Source organism: Bradyrhizobium sp. ISRA464 (assembly GCF_029910095.1).
Taxonomy (GTDB): Bacteria; Pseudomonadota; Alphaproteobacteria; order Rhizobiales; family Xanthobacteraceae; genus Bradyrhizobium.
The window spans coordinates 5826817-5848889 of the sequence record NZ_CP094526.1 but is presented as its reverse complement, the minus strand read 5'-3'; the positions used below and the strand labels follow the sequence as shown (position 1 = coordinate 5848889).

Sequence of the window (22073 nt, the reverse complement as noted above, 5' to 3'; positions counted from 1 at the left end):
GCCGGATGCGGTAGCTCCGCACGTCCGGTTTGATGAGCGAGGAAGGGAAACGGGGCGTTGCCGAATGGCCCAAGCTACCGCGCCCTTCCCCGACTCTACCGACGAGAACCGCGCTGCGCAACTACGCCGATCGGCGCGATGCACTGCTCGGATCACGCTGCGGCTCGACCTTCTTCGTTGCCGAACAGGGAGGCCGCTTGCTGCACCAGTACATTCATCGCGTCTTCTGGCGATTGTCCAGAGAGATCGGGCTGCGGCGCCCAGGTGATCGTACCGGGCCACGCGTGCACGACTTCCGTCACCGCTTCGCCATCCGGACGCTGCTCGACTGGTATCGCGAAGGCAAGGACGTCGAGCAGCAACTCCCAGTGCTGTCCACTTACCTCGGCCACGCCTGCGTGCGCGATACTTACTGGTATCTCTCGGCCTGCCCCGAGTTGATGGAAGAAGCGGCGCGGCGTCTCGATCGGCGATGGGAGGTGACGCGATGAAGCCCGCCTGCAATGTCGCCACGTTGATCGAGCGCTTCTTCACCGAGCGCCTCATGCGCCAGCGCAATGTTAGCGGCAACACGATCGCCTCCTACAGGGACACGTTCCGGCTGCTGTTCGTGTTCGCACAGGTGCGGCTGCGGAAGTCCCCATCGGCCCTGACGCTCGCCGATCTGGATGCAACGTTCGTCGGCGCGTTCCTCACCGATCTCGAGGTAAAGCGCGGCGCCAGCGCGAAGACGCGTAACCTGCGTCTGACCGCCATCCGATCCTTCTTCAGGTTCGTGTCCTTCGAGGAACCGGCACACAGTGCGCTGATCCAGCGCGTGCTCGCCATACCGAGCAAGCGCCACGACAAGCGACAGGTGCACTTCCTGACGCGCCCCGAGATCGAGGCGGTTCTCGCCGCGCCCGATCGAACGACGTGGCTTGGCCGCCGCGATCACACCTTGCTGCTGATCGCGGCCCAGACGGGCTTACGTCTCTCAGAGCTGACTGGCCTTGACCTGGATGCCGTCCACCTTGGGTCTGGCGCACACGTACGATGCGTCGGTAAAGGGCGGAAGGAGCGGACCACTCCCCTGACCGCACTCGCTCGGTGTGCGCTCAGGCATGGCTCAAGGAACCGGCGCGGAAAGGAGCTACAGCGTTGTTCCCCAACGTGCACGGGGCCGGCTCAGTGCTGACAGCGTCCAGTCGCTACTGGGAAAGCATGTTCGTGTCGCTCACAAGAGTTGCCCGTCTTTGAAGGCCAAGAGCGTGTCACCGCACGTGCTGAGGCACAGCGCTGCAATGGAACTGCTGCAAGCCGGCGTCGACTGCTCCGTGATCGCGCTGTGGCTCGGTCATGAATCGCTCGAGACGACGCAGACGTATCTGCACGCCCACCTCGCCCTCAAGGAAGCTGCCCTGGCATGGGCTGCCGTGCACGCGATCGACGATGCCACCGTGACAACGACGCGCAATACCGGACCCGTTCGGCATAGTTCGGCGGGCGGCATAAACGGGTAATATAAGCTCAACGATATCGACCCGCAAGCTTGGCTCGCTGATGTGCTCGTCCGCATCGCCGGCATCCCCCAAGGCCGTCCTGCTGAACTGCTGCCTTGGGAGTGTAAACGCGCTGCGCCAGCTGCCATTCAGGCGGCCTGATCACGCATTACGCCGGATCAAGCGATCACGTCGAATGATAGCAACAGGATGCGCGTCAGCGCAGGCTGGCCGGTTCGACCGCGGTCTCGGCGTCAGCGGTATCGGCGTGGATCGCCTCCCGGATCAGCCGCTCGGTGGTCTGCTCGAAATAAAGCCAGAGATCCGTATGCAGCTCAGAGAACTGCCGCCACACAACAGTATCGAAAAAGCGTCGCGGTGCCCTGACCATGATTGTCGTCGAGCGCTGCCGCGGATATCGGAAGGGCCGCACGCCATAACGCCGGCACAACGCGATGAACAGCCGGACCGACCATTGGTCTGGTAGGCTAAACTTCATCTCGATGGGGGGATCGCGAGGGCTCACCTCCTCGAGCTTCGCCTTCAGCCGTTCTACCGCGGCCTCCGCGGCGCCGCGTTCCCCATCGGTGGTCGCGCCGAAATACAGCGCCTCCACCTTCTTCAGCCGTTCCCGAAGCTGGTCTTCGATCGACATGCCGTCGCTCCTCGGAAGATACGAGGCCACCAAGCCGAACGGCCGTCAATCACCAAGAGCACGCCGTCCACACATCATCGCAAGCAGGAGCGGAGCGCTCGCGCACCTGTTGCGCTCAAAACAGGCACCTCGCGGCCTTCGCCGGTCGACCTTTCGGCGTCAGAGGCGCATTCTTGTGGATGTTCATCTGGTCTCCCCGGGGAACACTGAAGCTTCGCAACCTCAGCTTCCTCGGTTCAGACCAGATGGACAACCTCCTGAAAGCTCACAGCTAGAGCTGGCTGCCTAAAGCTTCTTTCTCCGAGTCTCACAGCCATCGATCTAAAGTCGTAATCGACGGAGGTGGCGAGGCGTTCGGATATCCGCGCGCACTCAGCTGGAACATGTCGATGAGGAAGCTCGGTGGCCGGCCCGGTGCCGATGAGCCCGCTCGACTTGATCTGCCCGCTGCTCGCCGTTCCAGGACAAGCGTGAAATGGTGCAGAAAGCAACGGCTTACCCACCTTGATCTCTGTTGATCGCTCGATAAACTATTCCGCAGGTTCGTCCTCGTCCGGAATGCCGGGTTGAACGAAGGAAACGCCAATGGTTGAGGTTGGCCCCGGGCTTGACACGACTATGCCGCCAGGGCCCGGTCCAGACAAATACTCGGTCATGATCGCGCGGGCCAAGGCGCTTGTTCCCACATTGCGAGAACGGGCTCCGCAGACCGAGGAGTTGCGGCAACTGCCGCCAGAGACCATGCGGGATCTTCATGAGAATGGCCTGTTTCGGATCCTGCAGCCCAGTCGTATCGGCGGAAGTGAACTCGACTATGTCGCCCTGGTCGATTGCTCTGATGCCTTGGCTCAGGGCGACGCTTCCGTTTCATGGAACTTTGCCAATCTTGCGAGCCATCACTGGATGCTGGGGATGTTCACCCCGGAGGCGCAGAGCACCGTGTGGGGCAAGGATCCCGACACACTGATCGCGTCGTCGTTCATTTTCCCGGCCGGTCGCGCCAGGAGGGTCGATGGCGGATACCTATTGGATGGTCATTGGCCGTTCTCGTCCGGAGTGGAGGCATGTGACTGGAATATGCTTGCCAGTGTCGTTGAGACCGACGACGAGGCGGACGGGATCGAGTACCGGCTGTTCTTGTTGAACAGGCGAGATTACCAGATCAACGATACGTGGAATGCGACAGGCTTGCGTGGAACCGGATCCAACGATGTTCAAGTGACGGATGCATTCGTACCCGAACATATGACGGTCGTGCTGAGGGACCTGGCGGGAGGTCCAACGCCGGGCAGTGCGGTCAACCAGAATGCGCTCTACGCACTTCCGGTGTTCTCGTTGTTTCCGTACGTGCTGTCGGGAGTCGGGTTGGGAAATGCCCAGGCCTGCCTGGACGATTACGTGGAGATCGCGCACCATCGCGCTTCGACATACAACCGAGCCAAGATCGGTGACTTGCAGAGTACACAGATCAAGATCGCCGAGGCGTCGGCGAAGATAGATGCAGCGCGCCTGATCATGCGCACCAGTTGCATCAACGTACTCGCGGAAGTTCGGCAGGGGCACATTCCAGATATTGCCGCAAAAACGAAACTGCGGCGTGACGGTGCTTTCTCGGTCAATTTGTGCACCGATGCCGTGTCTCTCCTATTTACTGCGAGCGGAGCCCGCAGCCTGTTCACGTCAGGAGCCTTGCAGCGCCAATTCCGCGACGCTCACGCGGTGAATTCTCACCTCGCATTCAATTTCGACGCGGCAGGGACCAATTACGGGCGGGTTGCGCTAGGGCTACCATCCGAGAACCTGACGCTTTGAGGTTGCTGGATGTCTGACCAACCCAAGCATCCGGCGGATCCGTCCAATGAGTTCGCAAGCGGCAATTCGGTGATCGATCCTCGCGATTTCCGTAATGCGCTCGGCACGTTCGCAACCGGTGTGACGATTGTGACTGCGATGTCGGCCGAGGGACGGCCGTATGGGATCACGTGCAATTCGTTCGCGTCGGTGTCGCTCAATCCGCCGCTGGTGCTGTGGAGCCTGGGTATGTTCTCTCAGGGCCTCCCCATTTTCCAGAATGCCAGCCATTTTACTGTCAATGTTCTAGCTGCATCGCAGCAAGCGCTAGCCGTGCGGTTCGCCAGATCGACCGATGACAAGTTTGCGGGCGTAAGCTGGACGCCGGGTCTCGGCAGCGCGCCCATACTTGCGGATGTGGTCGCCAATTTTCAGTGCCGCTCGGTCAATCGCTATTACGGTGGGGACCACGTCATTTTCCTGGGAGCAGTGGAAGCATATTCCTACAATCAGAAGGCCCCTTTACTGTTCGCGCGCGGTGGTTTTGGTCGGTTTCTTGCTGGCGGCGGCGACAAGGCATGAGCAGAAAGGCTGTGGTCAAACCAACACGCGTGAAGCAACGGCGATTGTCAGCCGACGATCGGCGCAGTGAGTTCGTAACCAAGGCTACCGAGCTTTTTGCGGAAGAGGGATTTGCTGGCGGCACCCGCGCGTTGGCGCGGAAACTTGGTGTGACTCAGCCGCTGCTTTACCGCTACTTTCCCAGCAAGGACGACCTCATCAAGGAGGTCTATCAGCAGGTCTATCTTGGTCCACTTGAGACCGGTTGGGAAAAGTTGCTTTCGGATCGTTCGCGTTCGCTGCGTGTGCGGCTACAGGAGTTTTACCAAGCCTATACGGACACGATTTTCACCCGCAAATGGCTGCGGATTTATCTGTATTCAGGTTTGAAAGGCCTCGATATCAATCGCTGGTACGTTGGCATGGTCAAGGACAAGATCCTGACCCGCATCATACGAGAATGCCGCCATGACGCCGGACTTGCGGTGCAAGGCAGGCCCAGTGCTGCCGAGCTGGAACTGGCTTGGGTATTTCACGGCGGCATCTTCTACTACGGCGTACGAAAATACATCTATGAAGCGCCTGTGCTGGAGGACAAGGCGCAGATGATCAGTGACGCGCTGGATATCTTTCTTGCAGGATTCGAACGACTGGCCGAGAGCTCGGCCGATCGTCGGCGGGCGCCGATCAAGGTCGCTGGTTGATCCGTACTATACTACTTCGCCATCTCGGCGCGATACCAATCTCCGATCTCGCTCGCCATCATCAACGCGACGCCGTCATGGCTGATCACGTAGTCGAGCAACGCCTCAAGGTACTTGATTCGATGCGGTAACCCCGTGATGTAAGGGTACACCGAGATGGCAATGATCCGCGCGTTCTTTGAGCCTTCGAGGTGGTGTCGATCCAATTGGTAGGTGCAGCGCGTGTCAAGCGCGCCCTTTGACTGTGTCTGGATGTCAAGTTCTCTCTTCTTCTGAAGCCATGCGACAAAGTGATTCCTGCGACTGCGTGGCGTTGGCCTCGGCCACCGGCTGTAGCATGTCGATCGCCGTCTGCCTCGCCTCGATCGCCCTCTCGACGCCGCCGAGCGTCTCCATCGCCCACCTCGACTATTCGTTGCTTTACTGGCCCGGCATGCCCAGAGCTTCCCCGGCCGCACACGACGCACAGGGGGGGCGGAACCAATCCCAATTCGCTGTGTGATGTCACGCGTGGCGGGGCGGTTGCGAACGATGTTGGCGACAACATCCGCGCTTTCCCCGATTTCGCTCGCCATCGCGGATGTTCTCACGGCTCAACCGCTCCGTCTCGATTGCGCGCCGCCGCGCCCTTTGGATGCCGGTCACCAGTCCTGGCGAGCTCGGCAAACACGCGTCGAAGGTTGCCCTCACAATTGTTCAGAACGGTCTTGGCATCAACCCGGTCGACGCCCAACGCCAGAAGGACTGCCGTCTTGATGTCTCCCTCGGACTGCTCAAGTGAGCGTGTCGCGTGCGACGGATCACAGTGCGCGATTTGCGCCACCATGGCCTCGGCGCGCCGCTTCAGTTTGGCATTGGTCGGCTGCATGTTCACCATCATGCCGCGATATACCCGGCCAAGCCGCAGCATGATCCCTGAGGAGATCAGGTTGAGCACAACCTTCTGCGCGGTGCCCGCCTTCATTCGCGTGGAGCCCGCGATCAGCTCGCGGCCGGTCTCGATCACGATCGGAAACCTTGCCGACGCCAGCAGTGCGGTTCCGGGATTGTTGGCGACACCGATCGTCACTGCACCGAAAGAGCCTGCCTGCTTTAGCGCTGCGACCGTGAATGGCGTGGTGCCGCTGGCGGCTACCGCGATGACCACGTCGTGCGGTGTGAGCCGCGCGGCATTGATCTGCGTGACCGCATCATCGACATCGTCCTCCGCGCCCTCGATGCTGCTGACGAACGCACTGTCTCCGCCGGCGACGATGAAGCGGACGCGCTCGTTCGGCCAGGCGAAGGTCGGCGTCAGCTCGGCGCCGTCCTGGACCGCCACGCGGCCCGAGGTGCCCGCGCCGACATACACAATGCGTCCGCGATCGCCCAGCGCCGCCTTGGCCGCTTCGGTCGCCGCGGTGATCGCGGGAAGGGCACGGCCGATTGCCGCAACTGCCGCAAGCTGACCCTCCCACATGGCTTCCATCGCTGACGTCAGCGACCATGCATCAAGATCGGCAAAGCGAGGATCGACTTCTTCGGTGGCCATAAAATTGATCCATGCTTCCTTAACCGCGGAACCTTGAAGCCTGTTCATGGTCAGTTTCTCTCTTGGGCAGGTCAAGCCGCCCTCGCGCCACAGGTAACGCACCGACCGCTGCGTTGGCGTCACGACGCCTGACGCGGGCGCGCAGATCAGGCGACAGCCAGGCCGTAATGGCATCCGTGAGCCCGCCCACCAGCGCGAGCCGGTCAATTCCTCTCGCCAGGAACAGATCGAGCAGATCGCCAGCCGCGTGTTCGGTGATGCGACGGCCGACCGGATCGCCCTGATTGGCGTGCCGCATCACCATCGGCGCAAACGCAGCGCAGTCTGTGGCCCTGGCGTCTTCGGACCAGGTCACGGCCTGATAAGGATCATGATCGAATGCGCCCAGCACCTCCGAAAGCGATGAAGGCGGATCGCCGCGGCGATCCGCGGTCCGCAGCGCCAGTCGAACAACCTGCAGGCCGATGTCAGCACCGCTGCCTTCGTCCAGCACGGGAAAGCCGTAGCCGGCGAGACGGATTTCGCGGCTACCGATCAGGCCGACACCAACCGAGCCCGTGCCGGCTACGACGATGGCTCCGTCCGCGCCGCTATGGGCGCCACAGGCAGCCATGCCGTCGCTGATGAAGATAGCGGATGCAAAGGGATGGCCGATCTCATTGAGCGCCGCTTCCGCGCCCCGGCGGCCAAGCCCGGCGAGGCCGATTCCGCCCTGCTTTCGCGCAAAATCGTCGCGCCCCAGGGCAGCCTTTGCAGCAGCAGCTTCGGTCGCCTCGGTGATGGATCGCCGGGCCTTTTCGACGCCGATCCTAGTCGTAGCAGGTCCCGAGCTTGCTTCGCCGAGCAGCGTGCCGTGTTCGTCCTCAATCCGGGCGCGGCACCGAGTTCCGCCCCCGCCAATTCCGAGATACGTGCTACCTTTCGTTCCCATCGAGTGTTAACGCGACGGCTTCAGTCCGGGTCCCCCAATGCCTAGATGGGGAACATTTGAGGTTACGACACTCGTCTCACGGGTCTGTGACTGCCACTCGCGGATGAATGCTGATGGGCGACTGCACCTCTTCCGACATTCTCACGATTGCTGCGCCGCAAATCTTTGACGGTATCGCCATGCGCGGGCCGGGGTCGGTCAGGATTTCGAAAGGCCGGATTGAAAGCATCGCCCTCGGAGAATCACAGGCGCGCGCGGCAATCCAGCTTCGCCCCGGTGCGATCCTCGCACCGGGATTCATCGACATTCAGGTGAATGGAGGCGGGGGCGTTCTTCTCAACGACCAGCCGACGGAGCCTGGCGTTCGACGCATCGTCGCGGCGCACCGCAAGGCGGGCACCACGGGCTGCTTGCCAACCCTCATCACCGATCGAAGCGAGGTCATCGAGGAATTGGCTGCAGCAGCTCTGGCGTGCCTCAACATTCCCGGCGTGCTCGGCTTTCACCTGGAAGGGCCGGCTCTCAACAGGTCCCGCAAGGGCATCCATCTGGAAGCCGAGATACGCGTGCCCGATCGGCGCGATCTCGCCGCCATCAAAAGTTTCGGAGGCCGGGGCCGCTCCATTGTGACCTTGGCCCCGGAATGTGTGCCCGCGTCCATGATCGATGCATTGATCGGCGCCGGATTGCGGATTGCGGTCGGCCACAGCGACGCCACCGCAGCCGAAATCGGCCAGGCGGTCGATCGCGGTGTCTCGGGGGTGACCCATCTGTTCAATGCCATGTCGCAGTTGAACGCCCGGGAGCCGGGCTTGGTGGGCGCCGCGCTCGGAGATGACCGGCTGTTTGCAGGGATCATCTGCGACGGCATCCACGTTGACCGCGCCGGTTTGCGCGTTGCCTTCCGCTGCAAGGGACGCGATCGATTGATGCTGGTTACCGATGCCATGCCATTGGTGGGCACGAACGACCGCCAATTCATGCTGCAAGGAAAGCAGATCACGTTGCATGAAAATCGCCTGACGGGCCCCGATGGCACACTCGCGGGCGCTCACCTCTCCATGATCGAGGCGGTGCGCAACGCTGTTGCGCTGCTCGAGATCCCTCTTGCCGATGCCCTCATCATGGCCTCTCGGACGCCAGCGGCATTTCTAGGCCTTGAGACCGAGCTTGGACGGATCGCGCCTGGCTATCGCGCGGACCTTGTCGCCTTCAGTCCGAACTTTGAAGTCATCGGCGCATGGGTAGGCGGTGTCGGTTCGATGGGCGAACCGAGCGAGACTTCCCACCGAGGTTAGATGCGCAACCATCCCATCATCGTGCAGAAATATGGCGGTGTCTGCCTTGAAACACCGGCGAAAATTCGCGCGGTTGCGCGCAGTCTCGCCGAGCTGCATGGCCGTGGTCATCGTGTCGTGGCGATCGTCTCCGCCATGGGCACGACCACCGACAAATTGATCCAGATGGCTCATCAGGTAAGCCCCACTCCCAATCGTCGTGAACTCGACATGCTGCTGACGACCGGCGAGCGCATCAGCATGTCCCTGATGAGTATGGCGCTTTCCGATCTCGGCGTGCCCGCGATCAGCTTTACCGGCAGCCAGGCCGGCGTCATGACCGACCACTCCCATTCCTCGGCGCGCATTCTGGATGTGCGGCCCATTCGGGTGCGTGAGGAACTTGATCGTGGGCGTGTTGTAGTGCTGGCAGGATTTCAGGGCGTGAACCCGGCGACCAGGGAAATCACCACGCTCGGTCGGGGCGGCAGCGACACCACGGCCGTTGCGATGGCCGCAGCGCTGAAAGCCGAGCGTTGTGAAATCATCAAAGACGTCGACGGCATTTGTTCGGCAGATCCGCGCATCGTGCCGGATGCAAAGCCCCTGCGGCGAGTAGACTTCGCATCCCTGTCGGAGATGTGCTTCTGGGGTGCAAAGATCCTGCATTTTCGCAGCGTAGAGCTGGCGCAAAGTCGGGACGTGCCTCTGGTTCTCAAGCAGTGGGGTGGCGTTGAACACAGCACGCAAGTGATGAAAGAGGTTGCAGGGATGGAAACCGGAAAGGTTCTGGCCGTCAACTCGATGGCTCGCATTGAGCATGTGGAAATCGATTCCAAGGATCTCAGTCACGGTTTCGAGAAATTCGCGCAGCACCTCAAGCAAAGCAACCTGTCCTGGCCGCAGCTCCTGGCGTCACACTTCGCCGCGGGAAAAACCAGCATGACCGTGGCCTGTGATTCGGAGTGGCTCGACGCGCTGTTGCGCACGCTGGAGGCGAGCAAGGATCTGCGCAAGCAGCGCGAGGCTTCAAGCTCGGTGAGTCTCACCTGCTTCGGCGGCGTTTCATCGGAATTGCCGTTCAGGGCGTTGCAGATCCTTGAATATCACGGGATTGTCCCCGACACGTACGTCTTGTCGTCGCATTCGGTAAGTCTGTTTGTCCCGGTGGAGAACCGGGAGGCTGCGGTTAATGCGTTGCATTCGCTTGTCCAGCAAACATAGCTACGAGAAGTGAAAGAAACCGTTTCCACCAATTACGCGTGATCCTGGACTGGATCGGCGCGAGACGGTCACGGCCTTTCATTTGACGCGCTTCAGCTCTGAACGCGCTCGATATAAGCCGCTGGTACGTTGGCATGGTCAAGGACAGGGGTTTGACCCGCATCATACGAGAATGCCGGCATGACGCCGGACTTGTGCCGAACTGAAATTGGCTTGGGTATTTCACGGCGGCATCTTCTCCTACGGCGTACAAAGATACATCTATGAAGCGCGCGTGCTGGAGCACGACAAGGCGCGGATGATCAGTGACGCGCAGGACATCTTCCTTGCAGGATTCGAAAGACTGGCCGAGAGTTCGGCCGATGGCGGATCGCCGATCAAGGTCGCCGGTTGACCCGTACTACTTCGCCATCTCGGCGCGATACCAATCTCCAATCTCGCTCGCCGTCATCAACGCGACGCCGTCATGGCTGATCATGTAGTCGAGCAACGCCTCTAGGTACTTGATTCGATGCGGCACCCCCGTGATGTAAGGGTGCACCGAGATGGCCATGATCCGCGCATTCTCCGCACCTTCAAGATAGAGCCGATCAAACTGGTCGGTGCAGCGCGTCAAGAACTGTTCGGACGGAAGATGTTGCAGTGCGTGAATGACGATGTCGTTGGTCTCGACCGAATAAGGAATCGTGGTCACGGTGCCGTGCGGCGTGGCGATGTCCTGGGGAAGATCGTCAATCACCCAATCGGCAACATATTCGATCCCGTTGAGGCGCAAGAGATCGAGCGTTTCCTCGGTTTCGGTCAGGCCAGGACTTTCCCACGATCGCGGCGACTTCCCGGTAAACGCCGCGATGGTGTCGACGGATCGCTTGATCGCATCCGCCTGGTTCTCGAGCTTGTGCATTGGTCCCTGGGTGAATCCATGTCCCATGAACTCGAAACCTGCCTCGAGCGCTGCTGACGCCACGCGCGGATAGGTATTGCAGACGTTGGCGTTCAGGGCCAGCGTTACGGGTATCTTTCTCTCTGTGAGCGCCTTGAACTGTCGCCAGAAACCGGCGCGCATGCCGTATTCGTGCCACGACCAGTTCGGCACGTCGGGTAACAAGGGTTGGCCCATCGGCGGGCTAAGCGCGGTGCGTGGCATCGCGTGCTCGATGCGCCACTCTTCGACATTGAGGATGACCCATACCGCGAGCTTCTTGCCGGCCGGCAAGGTGAGTTTTGGTCGGTCGACCTGAGCCTGATAGGGGATACGATCAGTGAAAGCCACGTCGGAACTCCTTGATCAGTTCGACGATCCGGCGGCGCCGGCGTTGATCCGCGGCAGGACCTTCTCAGCCATCAGGATCATCGATTGGCGGCCGAGGTCGCGGTCCTTCCAGTCCTTGCCGGCGTAAAGCAGGGTCCCGAAGGAGCCGACTTCGTCCTGGAACGCGAGCAGTTGATCGGCAACGCTTTCGGGCGTGCCGTAGATGATGAGTTTGTCGCAGATCGACTGCAGTGTCACCTCTGTGTCCGGTTGGTCCCGTCGCGTCTTGAACAGCTCGAGGCGACCGCTGCGCTTCAGCTTCGTGAACAGCTGATGATAATAGTACGCATAGGGGCCGTTTGCGTCGGTGGCGTAAGCCTTTGCGATTGATGCGTCCTTTGCGACGAACACGCTCTTGGCGACCCGCCAATTGGCGGCGTCTGCCACCCGATTCACCCGTTCGCAGCCTTCGACATATTTGGGCCAATGGCTCTTCACCCAGGCTGGCATCAGGAAGTTTGCCGAGATCGGGTCCCAGCCGCGCGCCGCAGCCTCGGTCACACCCTTTGAGAATGGAGCGACGGCGGTCACGACGATCGGCGGGTGGGGCGTCTGTAGGGGACGAGCTATAAATCCCTGGCCGATGTCCTCGATCAGAGTCTTTTTGACTGAGATGCTCCAGTACTTGCCTTGCAAATCATAGGGCGGTTTGCCGGCCCAGATAGCAAGAACCTGATTGATTGCCTCGAGGAACATTGCATTGCGATCCGCATCGAGATTGCCGAACACCTCTGCATCGGAGAGCAGGCCGCCGGGGCTAATTCCGAGAATGAAGCGGCCATCGAGCATATGGTCAAGCATCGCGACAGACGCCGCGATCGCCGCCGGATGGGCGTTCGGCATGTTGATCGTGCCGGTCCCGAGCTTGATCTGCCTGGTGGCGGCCGCGATCCAGGCGATGAAGGCGATGCTGGAGGTGATATTCTCGGCCTTGTCGGTGACATGGTCGCCGACATAGGCCTCACAGAAGCCGAGCTCGTCTGCGAGCAGGAAGGCCTCACGATCCTCCAGGAGCGACTGCCGCCAATCCTTCTCGAGCGGATGGATCGGCATCGTAAAGAACCCGAGCTTCATGATCTTTTGCTCCCGCGGCCGGCTCTTTTTATCGGTCAGGAACCTGCGTCCTCCGTTCAGCGAAGACAAGTCCCAATGGGACAAATAATCACCCGATAAACAAGCTTGACCTTTAAATGAGGCGGCCCTCTAATCCGGCAAAGCCAGAAATAGGCCCGGGAGGCCACGCCCACATGAAAGCCGCGGCTTTCGCCTATGCCCGCGCGACCAGCGTCGCGAACGCGCTGGAGCTGCTGGCCGCGCATGGCGATCGGGCGAAGGTGTTGTCGGGTGGTCAAAGCCTGATGCCGGCGATGAATCTGCGGCTCGTATCTCCAGATATTGTGGTTGATATCGGCGGCCTTCACGAGTTGGGTGGCTTCACCCTGAAGAAAGACATCCTGGTCATTGGTGCACTCACCCGTCACGTTGACCTGCTCAGGTCCGGCGAAGTTGCGGTGCACGCGCCGTTGCTGCGGGATGCTGTTGCGCATGTCGCCCATCCTGCAATTCGCAATCGCGGAACGCTTGGCGGAAGCCTCGCGCATGCCGATCCAGCGTCGGAGCTGCCGGCTTGCGCCGTCACCCTTGACGCGACAATTGTCGTTCGCAGCGCCGGGGGCGAGCGCCGGATCGCTGCAGGTGAGTTTTTCAGGGGGATCTACGAAACGGCGTTGTCATCAGAGGAATTGCTCGTTGCGGTCGAACTGCCGGTTGCCGGTGAAGGCTCGACCTTCTTCTTCCAGGAGTTTGCCCGACGGCATGGAGATTACGCCATCGCAGGTCTCGCCGCTCGGTCTGTCGTCAAGAGCGGCACCTTCGCGGATCTCCAACTAGGGTTCTTTGCAGTCGGCGATCGACCCTTGCTCGCTGTGGCCGCTCGCAGGCTGATCAATGTGTCCATCACTCCTGTCACGGTTGCCGAAGCCGTGGCGGCGCTGACAGACGAGCTCGATCCCCAGGAAGATCAGCTGGCGTCTGCGGCCATGCGTCGGCACCTCGCAGGGGTCTTGCTCCGACGTTGCGTGGCGACACTGCTCTCGCGCCCCGAACTGGATGTGGGAGTGGCCGAGTGACTGCGCCGGTCCCGGTTTCGCTTCTCGTCAACGGCGACCCGGTCGAGGCGATCGTGCTGCCACGGCTCAACCTTGCCGATTTTCTCCGCGACAATCTGAAACTGACAGGCACGCATGTCGGTTGCGAACATGGGGTCTGTGGCGCCTGCACGGTCCGCGTCAACGGCGAGATTGTTCGCTCGTGTCTGATACTGGCTGTGCAAGCGCAGGGCTCATCGGTCGAGACGATCGAGGGGTTGTCCGACAGTGGCGAGATTGCCGATCTCCAGGCGGCATTTCGCGAGCGCAACGCGCTGCAGTGCGGCTATTGCACGCCGGGAATGCTGATCACGGCGCAAGATTTGCTGAAGCATACTTCGGCGCCTGATCGCGGAGCAATCCGTGATCATCTGTCCGGCAACTATTGTCGCTGCACCGGCTATCAGGCCATTGTGGACGCCGTGGAGGCAACGGCGAGGGCGCGTGCGGAACGATCCACATGACTGTAACCCGTGCAGCAGTTGATCCGCTCTCGGTGCTTGATCGCCCGAATTCCTATATCGGCAAGACGGTGCCGCGGCCGAACCTTGACAGGCTGCTGCAAGGACGTGGTCAATATGTCAGCGATCTCGAATTGCCGCGCATGGCGCACGTGGTGTTTCTGCGGTCGCCATACGCCCACGCCAAGATCGTGGCGATCAATGCCGACATCGCGAAGCGCATGCCGGGCGTGATCTCTGTCGTCACAGGCCGCGAACTTGAGGCCGTCATCACGCCCTGGGTCGGCGTGCTCTCCCATTTGAAGGGATTGAAGTCGGCGCCGCAGTACGCGATCGCGATTGACCGGGTCTGCTGGCAGGGCGAGGCAGTTGCGGCGATTGTGGCGACCAATCGTGCGGCTGCTGAAGATGCCATGGAGAAGGTGGCCGTCGATTACGAAGAGCTCGAGGCCGTCACCGATATGCGAACGGCGCTCGATCCATCGACGCCGGTCATTCACCCTTCGCTCGGCGATAACCTCGCCTTTGAGCGGATACACAGTGCGGGCGACGTCGATCACGCATTCTCCGAATCCGATGCGGTGGTCGAGGCAGATTTCGTCTTTGGTCGTCATACCGGTGTGACGCTGGAACCGCGGGCAGTTGTGGCCGACTGGAATGCGGCCGAGGCGCGACTTACGATCTACCAGGGCACGCAGGCGCCTCACATGGTGCAGAATATCGCGGCGCTGCATCTTGGTCTAAAGGACGCGCAGGTCCGCGTGGTCTGCAATGATGTCGGGGGCTCGTTCGGCATCAAGGTGCACATCTATGCCGATGAGATGGCGACCTATGCACTGTCCAAGCTCTTACGGCGCCCCGTCAAGTTCGTCGCCGACCGCATCGAAAGCTTCAACACTGACATTCATGCCCGTGACCACCGCTGCAAGGGCCGGGTCGGCGTCAGGCAGGACGGTACGATCACCGCGTTCGAGATCGACGACCTGACGGGGATCGGTCCCTATTCGATGTATCCACGGACCAGTGCGATCGAAGCCAATCAGGTGGTCAATCTGGTCGGCGGGCCGTATATCACCCAGAACTATCGGGCACGGGCCCGCGTCGTCTTCCAAAACAAGAACGTCATGTGCCAGTACCGGGCGGTTGGACACCCGATCGCCTGTTCGGTGACCGAAGGTTTGGTCGATTTGGCAGCTGCAAAGATCGGCATGGACCCGGTCGAAATCCGCCGCCGCAACCTGATTGCTGACAACGCCTATCCCTGCGCGTCGCCCTCGGGCATGAAGTTCGAGCAGCTGTCGCATCACGCCTCGCTGGCGAAGCTGCTCCAGATGATGAGGTATGATGCTCTACGAACAGAGCAGGCGGCCTTGCGCAAGCGGAACATTCATCGGGGGATCGGCATCGCAAGCTTCATCGAGGTGACCAACCCGAGCGCCGCCTTTTATGGCGTCGGTGGCGCGAAGATCTCCTCGCAGGATGGCGTTGCGGTTCGTATGGACGCACAAGGTTCGGTGATCTGCCAAACCAGCATCACCGAACAGGGACAGGGTTCTGAATCGCTTACCGCCCAGATCGTAGGCAGTGTGCTTGGCGTTTCAATGGAACGAGTCCGCGTGATCCTCGGCGACACGGACAACACGCCGTATGGCGGCGGCACATGGGCCTCTCGCGGCGCTGGAATCGGCGGTGAAGCCGCGCTGCAGGCCGCCAAGATCCTGCGCAGCAACATCGTGGATGTCGCCGCGGCCATCCTGCAATCGAATCCAGCCGCGCTCGATATCGTCGACAACCACGTTGTGAACACAAGCGACGGTGTGCCGCGGATTGAGCTCAATGAACTCGCGAGGATCGTCTATTTCCGGCCGGATACGCTCCCGCCGGGTATCCAGCCGGAATTGATGGCGACCCGCCACTTTGTCCCGCGCCAGTATCCATTTGCGTTCACCAACGGTGTCCAGGCCTCGTGGCTCGAGGTCGACACCGACACTGGATTCGTCAAGCTGCTGAAGCATTGGGTGGTCGAGGATTGCGGTACGATCATCAACCCGCAATTGGTCGACGAGCAGATCCGGGGCGGGGTGGTGCAGGGGCTTGGCGCCGCGTTGTTTGAGAAGTGCATCTATGACGAGCGCGGCCAGCTCATCAACGCCAATATGGCGGATTACCTGGTTCCAATGTCCGGAGAGATGCCCGATATCGAGGTCGCTCACGTGGTCTCGCCGACACTGGAATCCGAGTTAGGAGCCAAGGGAGCAGGTGAGGCCGGTACGGCCGGCGCGGCAGCTGCGGTCGCCAATGCAGTTAACGACGCGCTGCGGCCCTTCGGCGCTACAATTACCGAGATTCCGCTCACGCCTCAGGTTATCCTGACCGCTCTGGGACGAATCTGAAGCGGAGACGTAAGCAAGTCTAAATAAGGCAATTAGACAATTCTTGGGGAGGAATAGTCATGACGAAGAAGGTCACTGAAGGTGGGGCGGTATCGCGCCGCCGGTTGCTGACGACCGCGAGCGCTGGGGCCGTTCTCGCCGCATCGCCCTTTCGTATTAATCTGCTTCAGGCAGAGGAAGCGACGATCAAGATCGGCTTCCCTGTTCCTTTGACCGGGCCATATGGCGCCGAGGCGCAGGACCAGGTGCGTGCGGGACAGCTGGCGGTGGCTCAGTTCAATGATGCCGGCGGTCTTAATGGCCGCAAGGCCGAGCTTGTCGTCCGCGACGACAAGCTCAACCCCGGAGAGGCCGCGACGCGGACGTTGGAACTGGTCGAGAAGGAGAAGGTCAATTTCGTGGTCGGCAGTCTCTCTGCGGCCGTTCAGCTTGCGATCAACAATGTTACCAAAGAACGCGGCATCATCTTCAATTCGATCAGCCAGTCGGATGCCATCAATGAAGCGGCTGACTTCAGCAAGTACACATTCCATGAGGCCTTGAATCCGCACATGACGTCAGGAGCGGTTGGTCGCTACGCCTTCCCCAAGTTCGGCAAGAAGGTGGCGTTCCTGACTGCGGATTATGCCTATGGTCACGAGATGGTTCGCGGCTTCCTCGAAGTTGGCAAGGAGTTCAATATCGAGAATCTCGGGGACATCCGTCATCCCCTGGGAACGACCGACTTCTCCATCCTGCTACCACGTTTGCAGGCGCTGAAGCCCGATATTCTGTGCATCAGCAATTTCGGACGGGATCAGCAGATCGTGCTCAAGCAGGCCACCGACTTTGGCGTCAAGAAGTCGATCCAGATCATTGCGCCGCTACTCTCGCACGCCAGTCGCGTCGCGGCCGGCGCCCAGGCCTTTGACGGCGTCGTTGGCGGTTGTTCATTCTACTGGGGTATCGAAGACAAGTTTGCTTCGACCAAGGCGTTCAACGACGCATTCCGCAAGATGTACGACGGCAAGCTGCCCACGGACTATGGTGCGCTGGGCTATGGCGGTGTTCGGACTGTGCTCGAGGCCGTCAAAATCGCAGGCACGGTTGAGACCGACAAGGTGATCACGGCATTGGAGGCCCTGAAGTACGACTACTACAAGGGACCGCAATACTACCGCAAGTGCGATCACCAGTCGGTACAGTCGGTACTCGTCATCAAATCGAAATCCAAGGACATGAAGAACGAGTCCGATGTATTCGAGGTTCTATCGACCGAAGAGCCCAGCGAGAAGAACCTGCGTAGCTGCGAAGCGCTCGGCCACAAGAGCTGAGCTGGCGAGACGGCGCGCGCCATCGCTGGTGCGCGTCACCTTGAGGTGATCGATGGCAGGCCTGAGCTTTGACCTGATTGCGCTGCAATTGTTCGCCGGGCTGGCACTCGGCGCGATCTATGTGCTGTTTGCGATCGGACTATCGTTGATCTTCGGGATGTTGACGGTCGTCAACTTCGCCCATGGCGCGTTCTACATGGTGGGCGCCTATGTCGGGCTCTATTTGATCTCACTCGGCGGTAACTTCTGGCTCTGCCTGGTAGCCGTACCGCTCCTGATCGGGCTGTTCGGCATGGCGGTCGAGCGTGTGCTGATCCGGCCGCTTTATGGGCGCGGCATCGACTATCCGCTCCTGCTGACCTTCGGGCTGAGCTACGTGATGGTCGAATGCGTGCGGATTGCTTTTGGCAAGACCGGCTATCCTTTCGATACGCCCGAGGTTCTGCAGGGTGCCGTCAATATCGGCGTCGGATACTTCCCGCTGTACCGCCTGTTCGTGATTGGCGCGACGGCTGCCGTTCTGTTGGCTCTCTGGCTATTTCTCGAGAAGACCAGCTTCGGGCTTATCATCCGGGCTGGGGCGCGCGATCCGCAGATCGTCCGCGTCCTTGGGGTCGACGTATCACGGGTGTGGCTGATCGTCTTCGGGATCGGAACGGCGATTGCTGGCTTCGCAGGTTTGTTGGCAGCCCCGCTTCAAGGCGTCATTCCCGAGATGGGCGGCACCATCCTGGCCGAGGCCTTTGTCGTCACAGTGGTGGGCGGCATGGGCTCGATCGGCGGCGCGGTGCTGGCAGGTCTCCTGGTTGGGGTAGTCGTCAGCATGACATCGCTGTTTGCCCCTGAAATGGCCAAGGTGTCGATCTTTGCCTTGATGGCAATCGTCCTGATCGTTCGACCCCAAGGCTTCTTTGGTCGCGCCGGATTGCTGAGTTGAGCCAGGCATGAGCGAAGCCACCGAATCCATCAGGCAATCTCCGGGCGCGGCGGCCGGCTGGTACGAGTTCGCCACGAAGCATCGCGCCGGTATCGCAGCGCTGGCGATCCTGATTTTCCCGCTGGTGATGCCGTTCACGGCCCTGGCGGTGAACATCCTGATCTACGGGCTGTATGCCCTCGGATTCAACCTCGTGTTCGGATATCTGGGGCTGCTGTCCTTTGGCCATGCCGCGCTGCTCGGGACCGGAGCCTATCTTTGCGGCATTGCCATCGTGCACTTCGCCTGGCCGTGGTATGCGGCCATCGCAGCCGGTGTCTTTGGCGGCCTGTTGATCGCGCTGTTGATCGGCGTGATCGCGATCCGAACGCGCGGCATTTACTTCGCCATGGTGACGATGGCATTGTCGCAATGCGTCTACTACCTGTTCTATCAGGCGGTTGATTGGACCGGCGGCGAGAACGGCCTGCGCGGCATCAACATCCGTACGATCGATCTGTTCGGCCTGCAGATCGATTTCCTTGAGCCGATTGTTCGCTACTACGTCATTGCAGCTTTTGTGATCGCTGCGTTTTTCGTCATGTCACGCATCCTCGCCTCTCCATTTGGGGCCGTCATCGAGGCGGTGCGGGAGAACGAGATGCGTGCTCGCGCATCAGGCTATGACGTCATATTGACCCGATTGCTGACCTTCGTTCTGTCAGGCGGCTTCTGTGGCCTTGCAGGCGCGTTGCAGGCTCTTCACCTATCGATCGTCCCGATCGAAATCCTGCACTACGAGACCTCAGGTCTGGTGGTGATGATCGCCTTGCTGGGTGGCATGGGGACATTTTTCGGGCCGATGATCGGGGCGGCCGTTTTCCTTGTCCTGGAGAACCTGGTCTCGGTGTGGACCGTTCACTGGCAGCTGATCGTGGGCGCCATTTTCATTGCATGCGTGCTGTTCTTCCCGGCAGGGATCTGGGGAACGCTGATCGCGCGGGGCAGGCGATGATTGCCGCGGCAACGCCAGCGAGAGAGATCATTCTCCGCACCAGGGGGGTCGGCAAGACGTTCGGGAAATTTGTCGCGTTGAACAATATCTCGGCCGAGTTCGCCAAGGGCGCGATCACGTCGATCATCGGTCCGAACGGCGCAGGGAAGAGCACCTATTTCAACCTGCTCTGCGGCGGCTTCCCTCCGACGCGAGGCAGCATCGAGTTCGAGGGCAGGGACGTCACCGGACTGCCGCAGCATCGCTTTGCCCATATGGGGATCGCAAAGTCGTTTCAGATCACCAGCGTGTTCCCGCAGCTCACGACACGCGAGAACATCCGGGTCGGCCTGCAGGCTCTGGTGTCGAGATACGATATCTGGCGCCCGCGCGCTCGCTTAAGCGAGCTGGTCGAGCGGGCGGACGAGTTGCTGGCGCTCGTCGGGCTGTGGGAGTCTCGGGAGCGCGCAGCCAAGACGCTTGCACACGGCGAGCAGCGTGCGCTTGAGATCGGCATGGCGCTGGCCAGTCAGCCCCGCCTGCTGTTATTGGATGAGCCGACCGCGGGCATGAGCCCGGAAGAAACCCGCACCATGATGGATCTGATCATGAAGCTCGCAAGCGAGCGGACGGTGATCCTCGTCGAGCACAAGATGAAGCTGGTGTTGGGGATCAGCGATCGCATTCTGGTGCTGCATCATGGAGAACTTCTGGCCGAGGGAACGCCACAGGAGGTCCGGCAAAACGAAGCAGTGAAGCGCGTCTATCTCGGCCAACGGGAACATTGACGCTATGTTGCAGATCAGCAAGCTCAATGCCTGGTATGGAGCTAGTCATGCCCTGCAGGACGTCAGTCTGGAGGTTGCCAGGGGCGAGATCGTCTGTCTGATCGGCCGCAATGGCGCCGGCAAAACCACTACGTTGAAATCGATCATCGGTCTGATGGATCGCACGCGCGGCTCGGTGATTTTCAAAGGCCAGGAACTGCTGCGACAACCGGCACACGTGCGTTTCGCGTTGGGGCTGGCCTATGTACCTGAAGAGCGGCGGATCGTGCAGGGATTGTCAGTGCGGGAGAATTTGCGGCTTGGTTTGGTCGCGTCGCCAGAGAAGAGGCGGGAAGCCGAATTGATCGACGAGATCGCGAGCGTATTCCCGCGGCTGGCCGAGCGCCTGGACCAGGAGGCCGTCACCATGTCCGGCGGAGAGCAGCAAATGCTGGCGATCGCACGTGCGATGATCGCAAAGCCCGACCTGATCATGCTTGACGAGCCCTCAGAGGGCATCATGCCGGTGCTGGTCGACGAGATGTTTGCACTGTTTCGCGATATGAAGAAACAGGGGACGACGGTCCTGCTGGTCGAGCAGAATGTCGAACTCGCGCTTGATATCGCCGATCGCGCCTATGTGCTGGATCAGGGATCTGTGGTGCACCACGCATCGGCGCAGGAGCTGCTCGCCGATCACGAGATCAAGGAGCGGTACTGCTCGGTCTAGAGAGGCTCTCCAAAATCAGAATCATCGCCGCCTAGCTAAGGCGCCTTCTATTCTGCAGCGCTCGCGATCGCTTCAAGCTTTCGATTGGTGACGACAACCTTGATTGCGTCATCCACACGATCCCGCGCATATCTGAGCGCCGTCGGCCGGTTGGCGAGCGGGAACGTATGCATGTGAATCTTGGTCGCGTCGAGCCGCTTCGCTGCCATCAGCGCAATCGCGCGGTGGGTCGCACTGGGACCTTCGCCGCGGATGCCGTAGGCGTTGATGTTGTTCCGCACGAGATGCGCAATGTCCAGCGTTGCGGCCTCATGCGGGAAGGCGGCAAGGCAGATTCTGCCGCCGCGAGGGGTCATCCGAATAGCCTGATTGAGCGTCGCTTCGGTCCCGGCGCATTCGACGACGTAGTCCGCGCCGCTCCCGCCGGTCGGCTGCTTCACAACCGCAAGCGGGTCCTCATCGTTGATGTTGATGACGCGATCGGCGCCGAGTTCCTGACCGATTGCCAGTCGCTTGTTGCGTGTCCCAGTCAGGATCACCGGCCTTGCCCCGAGCGCCTTGGCGACCGCTACCGCGAGCAGTCCGATCGGGCCAGGCCCGATCACCACGACGCTCTCGCCAGCAACAATCCCCCAGGTCCGTCAAGCCGTACATTGACGCCTCCGCCGTCATCACGAGTGTCGCCTCCGCATCGCTCATCGTATCGGGTACGCGCGCAAGCGTATTGATGTGATTGACGGCATATTCGGCAAATCCGCCTGGTCGGGATCGCCGAGGATCCAGGCTTTCATCACGTCTGGAACGGGAAGGTCGGGCGATGTCCTGACGCCAGGAGGATGGTACATAGGCGCTTCCTGTCGACAGACCAGCCAAGATTAGGTCCTT

22 protein-coding genes and 3 pseudogenes are annotated in these 22073 nt (G+C 60.8%); 17 read left to right on the top strand and 8 right to left on the bottom strand.

Going from position 1 to position 22073, the window contains the following annotated elements:
• Positions 1-113 precede the first annotated feature (113 nt).
• From MTX19_RS27345 to MTX19_RS27335, 3 pseudogenes are all read left to right on the top strand, one after another.
• Positions 114-491: pseudogene (locus MTX19_RS27345) on the top strand (integrase); the annotation flags it as partial.
• Positions 488-1403: pseudogene (locus MTX19_RS27340) on the top strand (tyrosine-type recombinase/integrase); the annotation flags it as partial. The pseudogenes MTX19_RS27345 and MTX19_RS27340, both read left to right, overlap by 4 nt.
• Positions 1404-1505: 102 nt before the next feature.
• Positions 1506-1643 (top strand): annotated as a pseudogene (locus MTX19_RS27335) (transposase domain-containing protein); the annotation flags it as partial.
• Positions 1644-1698: 55 nt separating this feature from the next.
• Here the strand turns inward: MTX19_RS27335 and MTX19_RS27330 are convergent.
• Complete coding sequence (locus MTX19_RS27330; RefSeq protein ID WP_280972772.1) at positions 1699-2136, bottom strand: hypothetical protein; 438 nt, start codon at positions 2134-2136, stop codon at positions 1699-1701.
• A 585-nt stretch (positions 2137-2721) separates the two neighbouring features.
• Here MTX19_RS27330 and MTX19_RS27325 point away from each other — a divergent pair.
• The 3 genes from MTX19_RS27325 to MTX19_RS27315 are packed head-to-tail and all read left to right on the top strand — an operon-like array spanning position 2722 to position 5192.
• Positions 2722-3948: an acyl-CoA dehydrogenase family protein gene (locus tag MTX19_RS27325; RefSeq protein WP_280985556.1), complete on the top strand. Its 1227-nt coding sequence runs from the start codon at positions 2722-2724 to the stop codon at positions 3946-3948.
• A 9-nt stretch (positions 3949-3957) separates the two neighbouring features.
• Positions 3958-4509, top strand: coding sequence for a flavin reductase family protein (locus MTX19_RS27320; protein ID WP_280980168.1), 552 nt, complete (start codon positions 3958-3960; stop codon positions 4507-4509).
• Positions 4506-5192 (top strand): TetR/AcrR family transcriptional regulator, encoded by a 687-nt coding sequence (locus MTX19_RS27315; RefSeq protein WP_280980167.1) that lies wholly within the window; start codon positions 4506-4508, stop codon positions 5190-5192. The genes MTX19_RS27320 and MTX19_RS27315 overlap by 4 nt, the downstream gene beginning before the upstream one ends.
• Before the next feature lie 11 nt (positions 5193-5203).
• Here the strand turns inward: MTX19_RS27315 and MTX19_RS27310 are convergent, their stop codons facing one another.
• The 4 genes from MTX19_RS27310 to MTX19_RS27295 all read right to left on the bottom strand — a co-directional run bounded on the left by MTX19_RS27310 (position 5204) and on the right by MTX19_RS27295 (position 7654).
• Positions 5204-5398, bottom strand: a complete 195-nt coding sequence (locus MTX19_RS27310; protein ID WP_280980166.1) for a hypothetical protein — start codon at positions 5396-5398, stop codon at positions 5204-5206.
• Between the two features lie 49 nt (positions 5399-5447).
• A complete protein-coding gene (locus MTX19_RS27305; RefSeq protein WP_280980165.1) occupies positions 5448-5588 on the bottom strand; it encodes a hypothetical protein in 141 nt (46 codons plus the stop codon).
• 190 nt (positions 5589-5778) lie between these two features.
• Positions 5779-6771, bottom strand: coding sequence for an N-acetylmuramic acid 6-phosphate etherase (locus MTX19_RS27300; protein ID WP_280985555.1), 993 nt, complete (start codon positions 6769-6771; stop codon positions 5779-5781).
• Positions 6743-7654 (bottom strand): BadF/BadG/BcrA/BcrD ATPase family protein, encoded by a 912-nt coding sequence (locus tag MTX19_RS27295; RefSeq protein ID WP_280980163.1) that lies wholly within the window; start codon positions 7652-7654, stop codon positions 6743-6745. Before MTX19_RS27295 ends, MTX19_RS27300 begins: the two co-directional genes overlap by 29 nt.
• A 113-nt stretch (positions 7655-7767) precedes the next feature.
• Here MTX19_RS27295 and nagA point away from each other — a divergent pair, with 113 nt between their 5' ends.
• The 3 genes from nagA to MTX19_RS27280 all read left to right on the top strand — a co-directional run bounded on the left by nagA (position 7768) and on the right by MTX19_RS27280 (position 10549).
• Complete coding sequence (nagA, locus tag MTX19_RS27290) at positions 7768-8952, top strand: N-acetylglucosamine-6-phosphate deacetylase (RefSeq protein ID WP_280980162.1); 1185 nt, start codon at positions 7768-7770, stop codon at positions 8950-8952.
• Positions 8953-10155 (top strand): aspartate kinase, encoded by a 1203-nt coding sequence (locus MTX19_RS27285; protein WP_280980161.1) that lies wholly within the window; start codon positions 8953-8955, stop codon positions 10153-10155.
• A 208-nt stretch (positions 10156-10363) separates the two neighbouring features.
• Entirely contained in the window at positions 10364-10549 is a 186-nt protein-coding gene (locus tag MTX19_RS27280) for a hypothetical protein (protein WP_280980160.1), read from the top strand.
• Positions 10550-10555: 6 nt separating this feature from the next.
• On the opposite strand, the gene MTX19_RS27275 is transcribed toward MTX19_RS27280, so the two are convergent.
• Both MTX19_RS27275 and MTX19_RS27270 read right to left on the bottom strand, forming a co-directional pair.
• Positions 10556-11428: a polysaccharide deacetylase family protein gene (locus MTX19_RS27275; protein ID WP_280980159.1), complete on the bottom strand. Its 873-nt coding sequence runs from the start codon at positions 11426-11428 to the stop codon at positions 10556-10558.
• A gap of 15 nt (positions 11429-11443) precedes the next feature.
• Complete coding sequence (locus MTX19_RS27270; RefSeq protein ID WP_280980158.1) at positions 11444-12541, bottom strand: LLM class flavin-dependent oxidoreductase; 1098 nt, start codon at positions 12539-12541, stop codon at positions 11444-11446.
• Positions 12542-12714: 173 nt separating this feature from the next.
• Here MTX19_RS27270 and MTX19_RS27265 point away from each other — a divergent pair, with 173 nt between their 5' ends.
• The 8 genes from MTX19_RS27265 to MTX19_RS27230 are packed head-to-tail and all read left to right on the top strand — an operon-like array spanning position 12715 to position 21188.
• Complete coding sequence (locus tag MTX19_RS27265; RefSeq protein WP_280980157.1) at positions 12715-13596, top strand: xanthine dehydrogenase family protein subunit M; 882 nt, start codon at positions 12715-12717, stop codon at positions 13594-13596.
• Positions 13593-14078: a (2Fe-2S)-binding protein gene (locus MTX19_RS27260; RefSeq protein ID WP_280980156.1), complete on the top strand. Its 486-nt coding sequence runs from the start codon at positions 13593-13595 to the stop codon at positions 14076-14078. Before MTX19_RS27265 ends, MTX19_RS27260 begins: the two co-directional genes overlap by 4 nt.
• A complete protein-coding gene (locus tag MTX19_RS27255; RefSeq protein ID WP_280980155.1) occupies positions 14075-16468 on the top strand; it encodes a xanthine dehydrogenase family protein molybdopterin-binding subunit in 2394 nt (797 codons plus the stop codon). Before MTX19_RS27260 ends, MTX19_RS27255 begins: the two co-directional genes overlap by 4 nt.
• A gap of 59 nt (positions 16469-16527) precedes the next feature.
• Entirely contained in the window at positions 16528-17781 is a 1254-nt protein-coding gene (locus MTX19_RS27250; protein WP_280980154.1) for an ABC transporter substrate-binding protein, read from the top strand.
• A gap of 52 nt (positions 17782-17833) precedes the next feature.
• Positions 17834-18718 (top strand): branched-chain amino acid ABC transporter permease, encoded by an 885-nt coding sequence (locus MTX19_RS27245; protein WP_280980153.1) that lies wholly within the window; start codon positions 17834-17836, stop codon positions 18716-18718.
• Positions 18719-18725: 7 nt separating this feature from the next.
• The gene (locus MTX19_RS27240) at positions 18726-19712 is read left to right on the top strand and encodes a branched-chain amino acid ABC transporter permease (RefSeq protein WP_280980152.1); all 987 of its coding nucleotides are present in this window, start codon (positions 18726-18728) and stop codon (positions 19710-19712) included.
• Positions 19709-20479: an ABC transporter ATP-binding protein gene (locus MTX19_RS27235; protein ID WP_280984893.1), complete on the top strand. Its 771-nt coding sequence runs from the start codon at positions 19709-19711 to the stop codon at positions 20477-20479. Before MTX19_RS27240 ends, MTX19_RS27235 begins: the two co-directional genes overlap by 4 nt.
• 4 nt (positions 20480-20483) lie before the next feature.
• Positions 20484-21188 carry an ABC transporter ATP-binding protein gene (locus tag MTX19_RS27230; protein ID WP_280980151.1) on the top strand — a complete coding sequence of 235 codons (705 nt, stop codon included), beginning with the start codon at positions 20484-20486 and terminating at the stop codon, positions 21186-21188.
• 47 nt (positions 21189-21235) lie between these two features.
• On the opposite strand, the gene MTX19_RS27225 is transcribed toward MTX19_RS27230, so the two are convergent.
• Positions 21236-21796: a zinc-binding dehydrogenase gene (locus tag MTX19_RS27225; protein ID WP_280980150.1), complete on the bottom strand. Its 561-nt coding sequence runs from the start codon at positions 21794-21796 to the stop codon at positions 21236-21238.
• Positions 21797-22073: the final 277 nt, after the last annotated feature.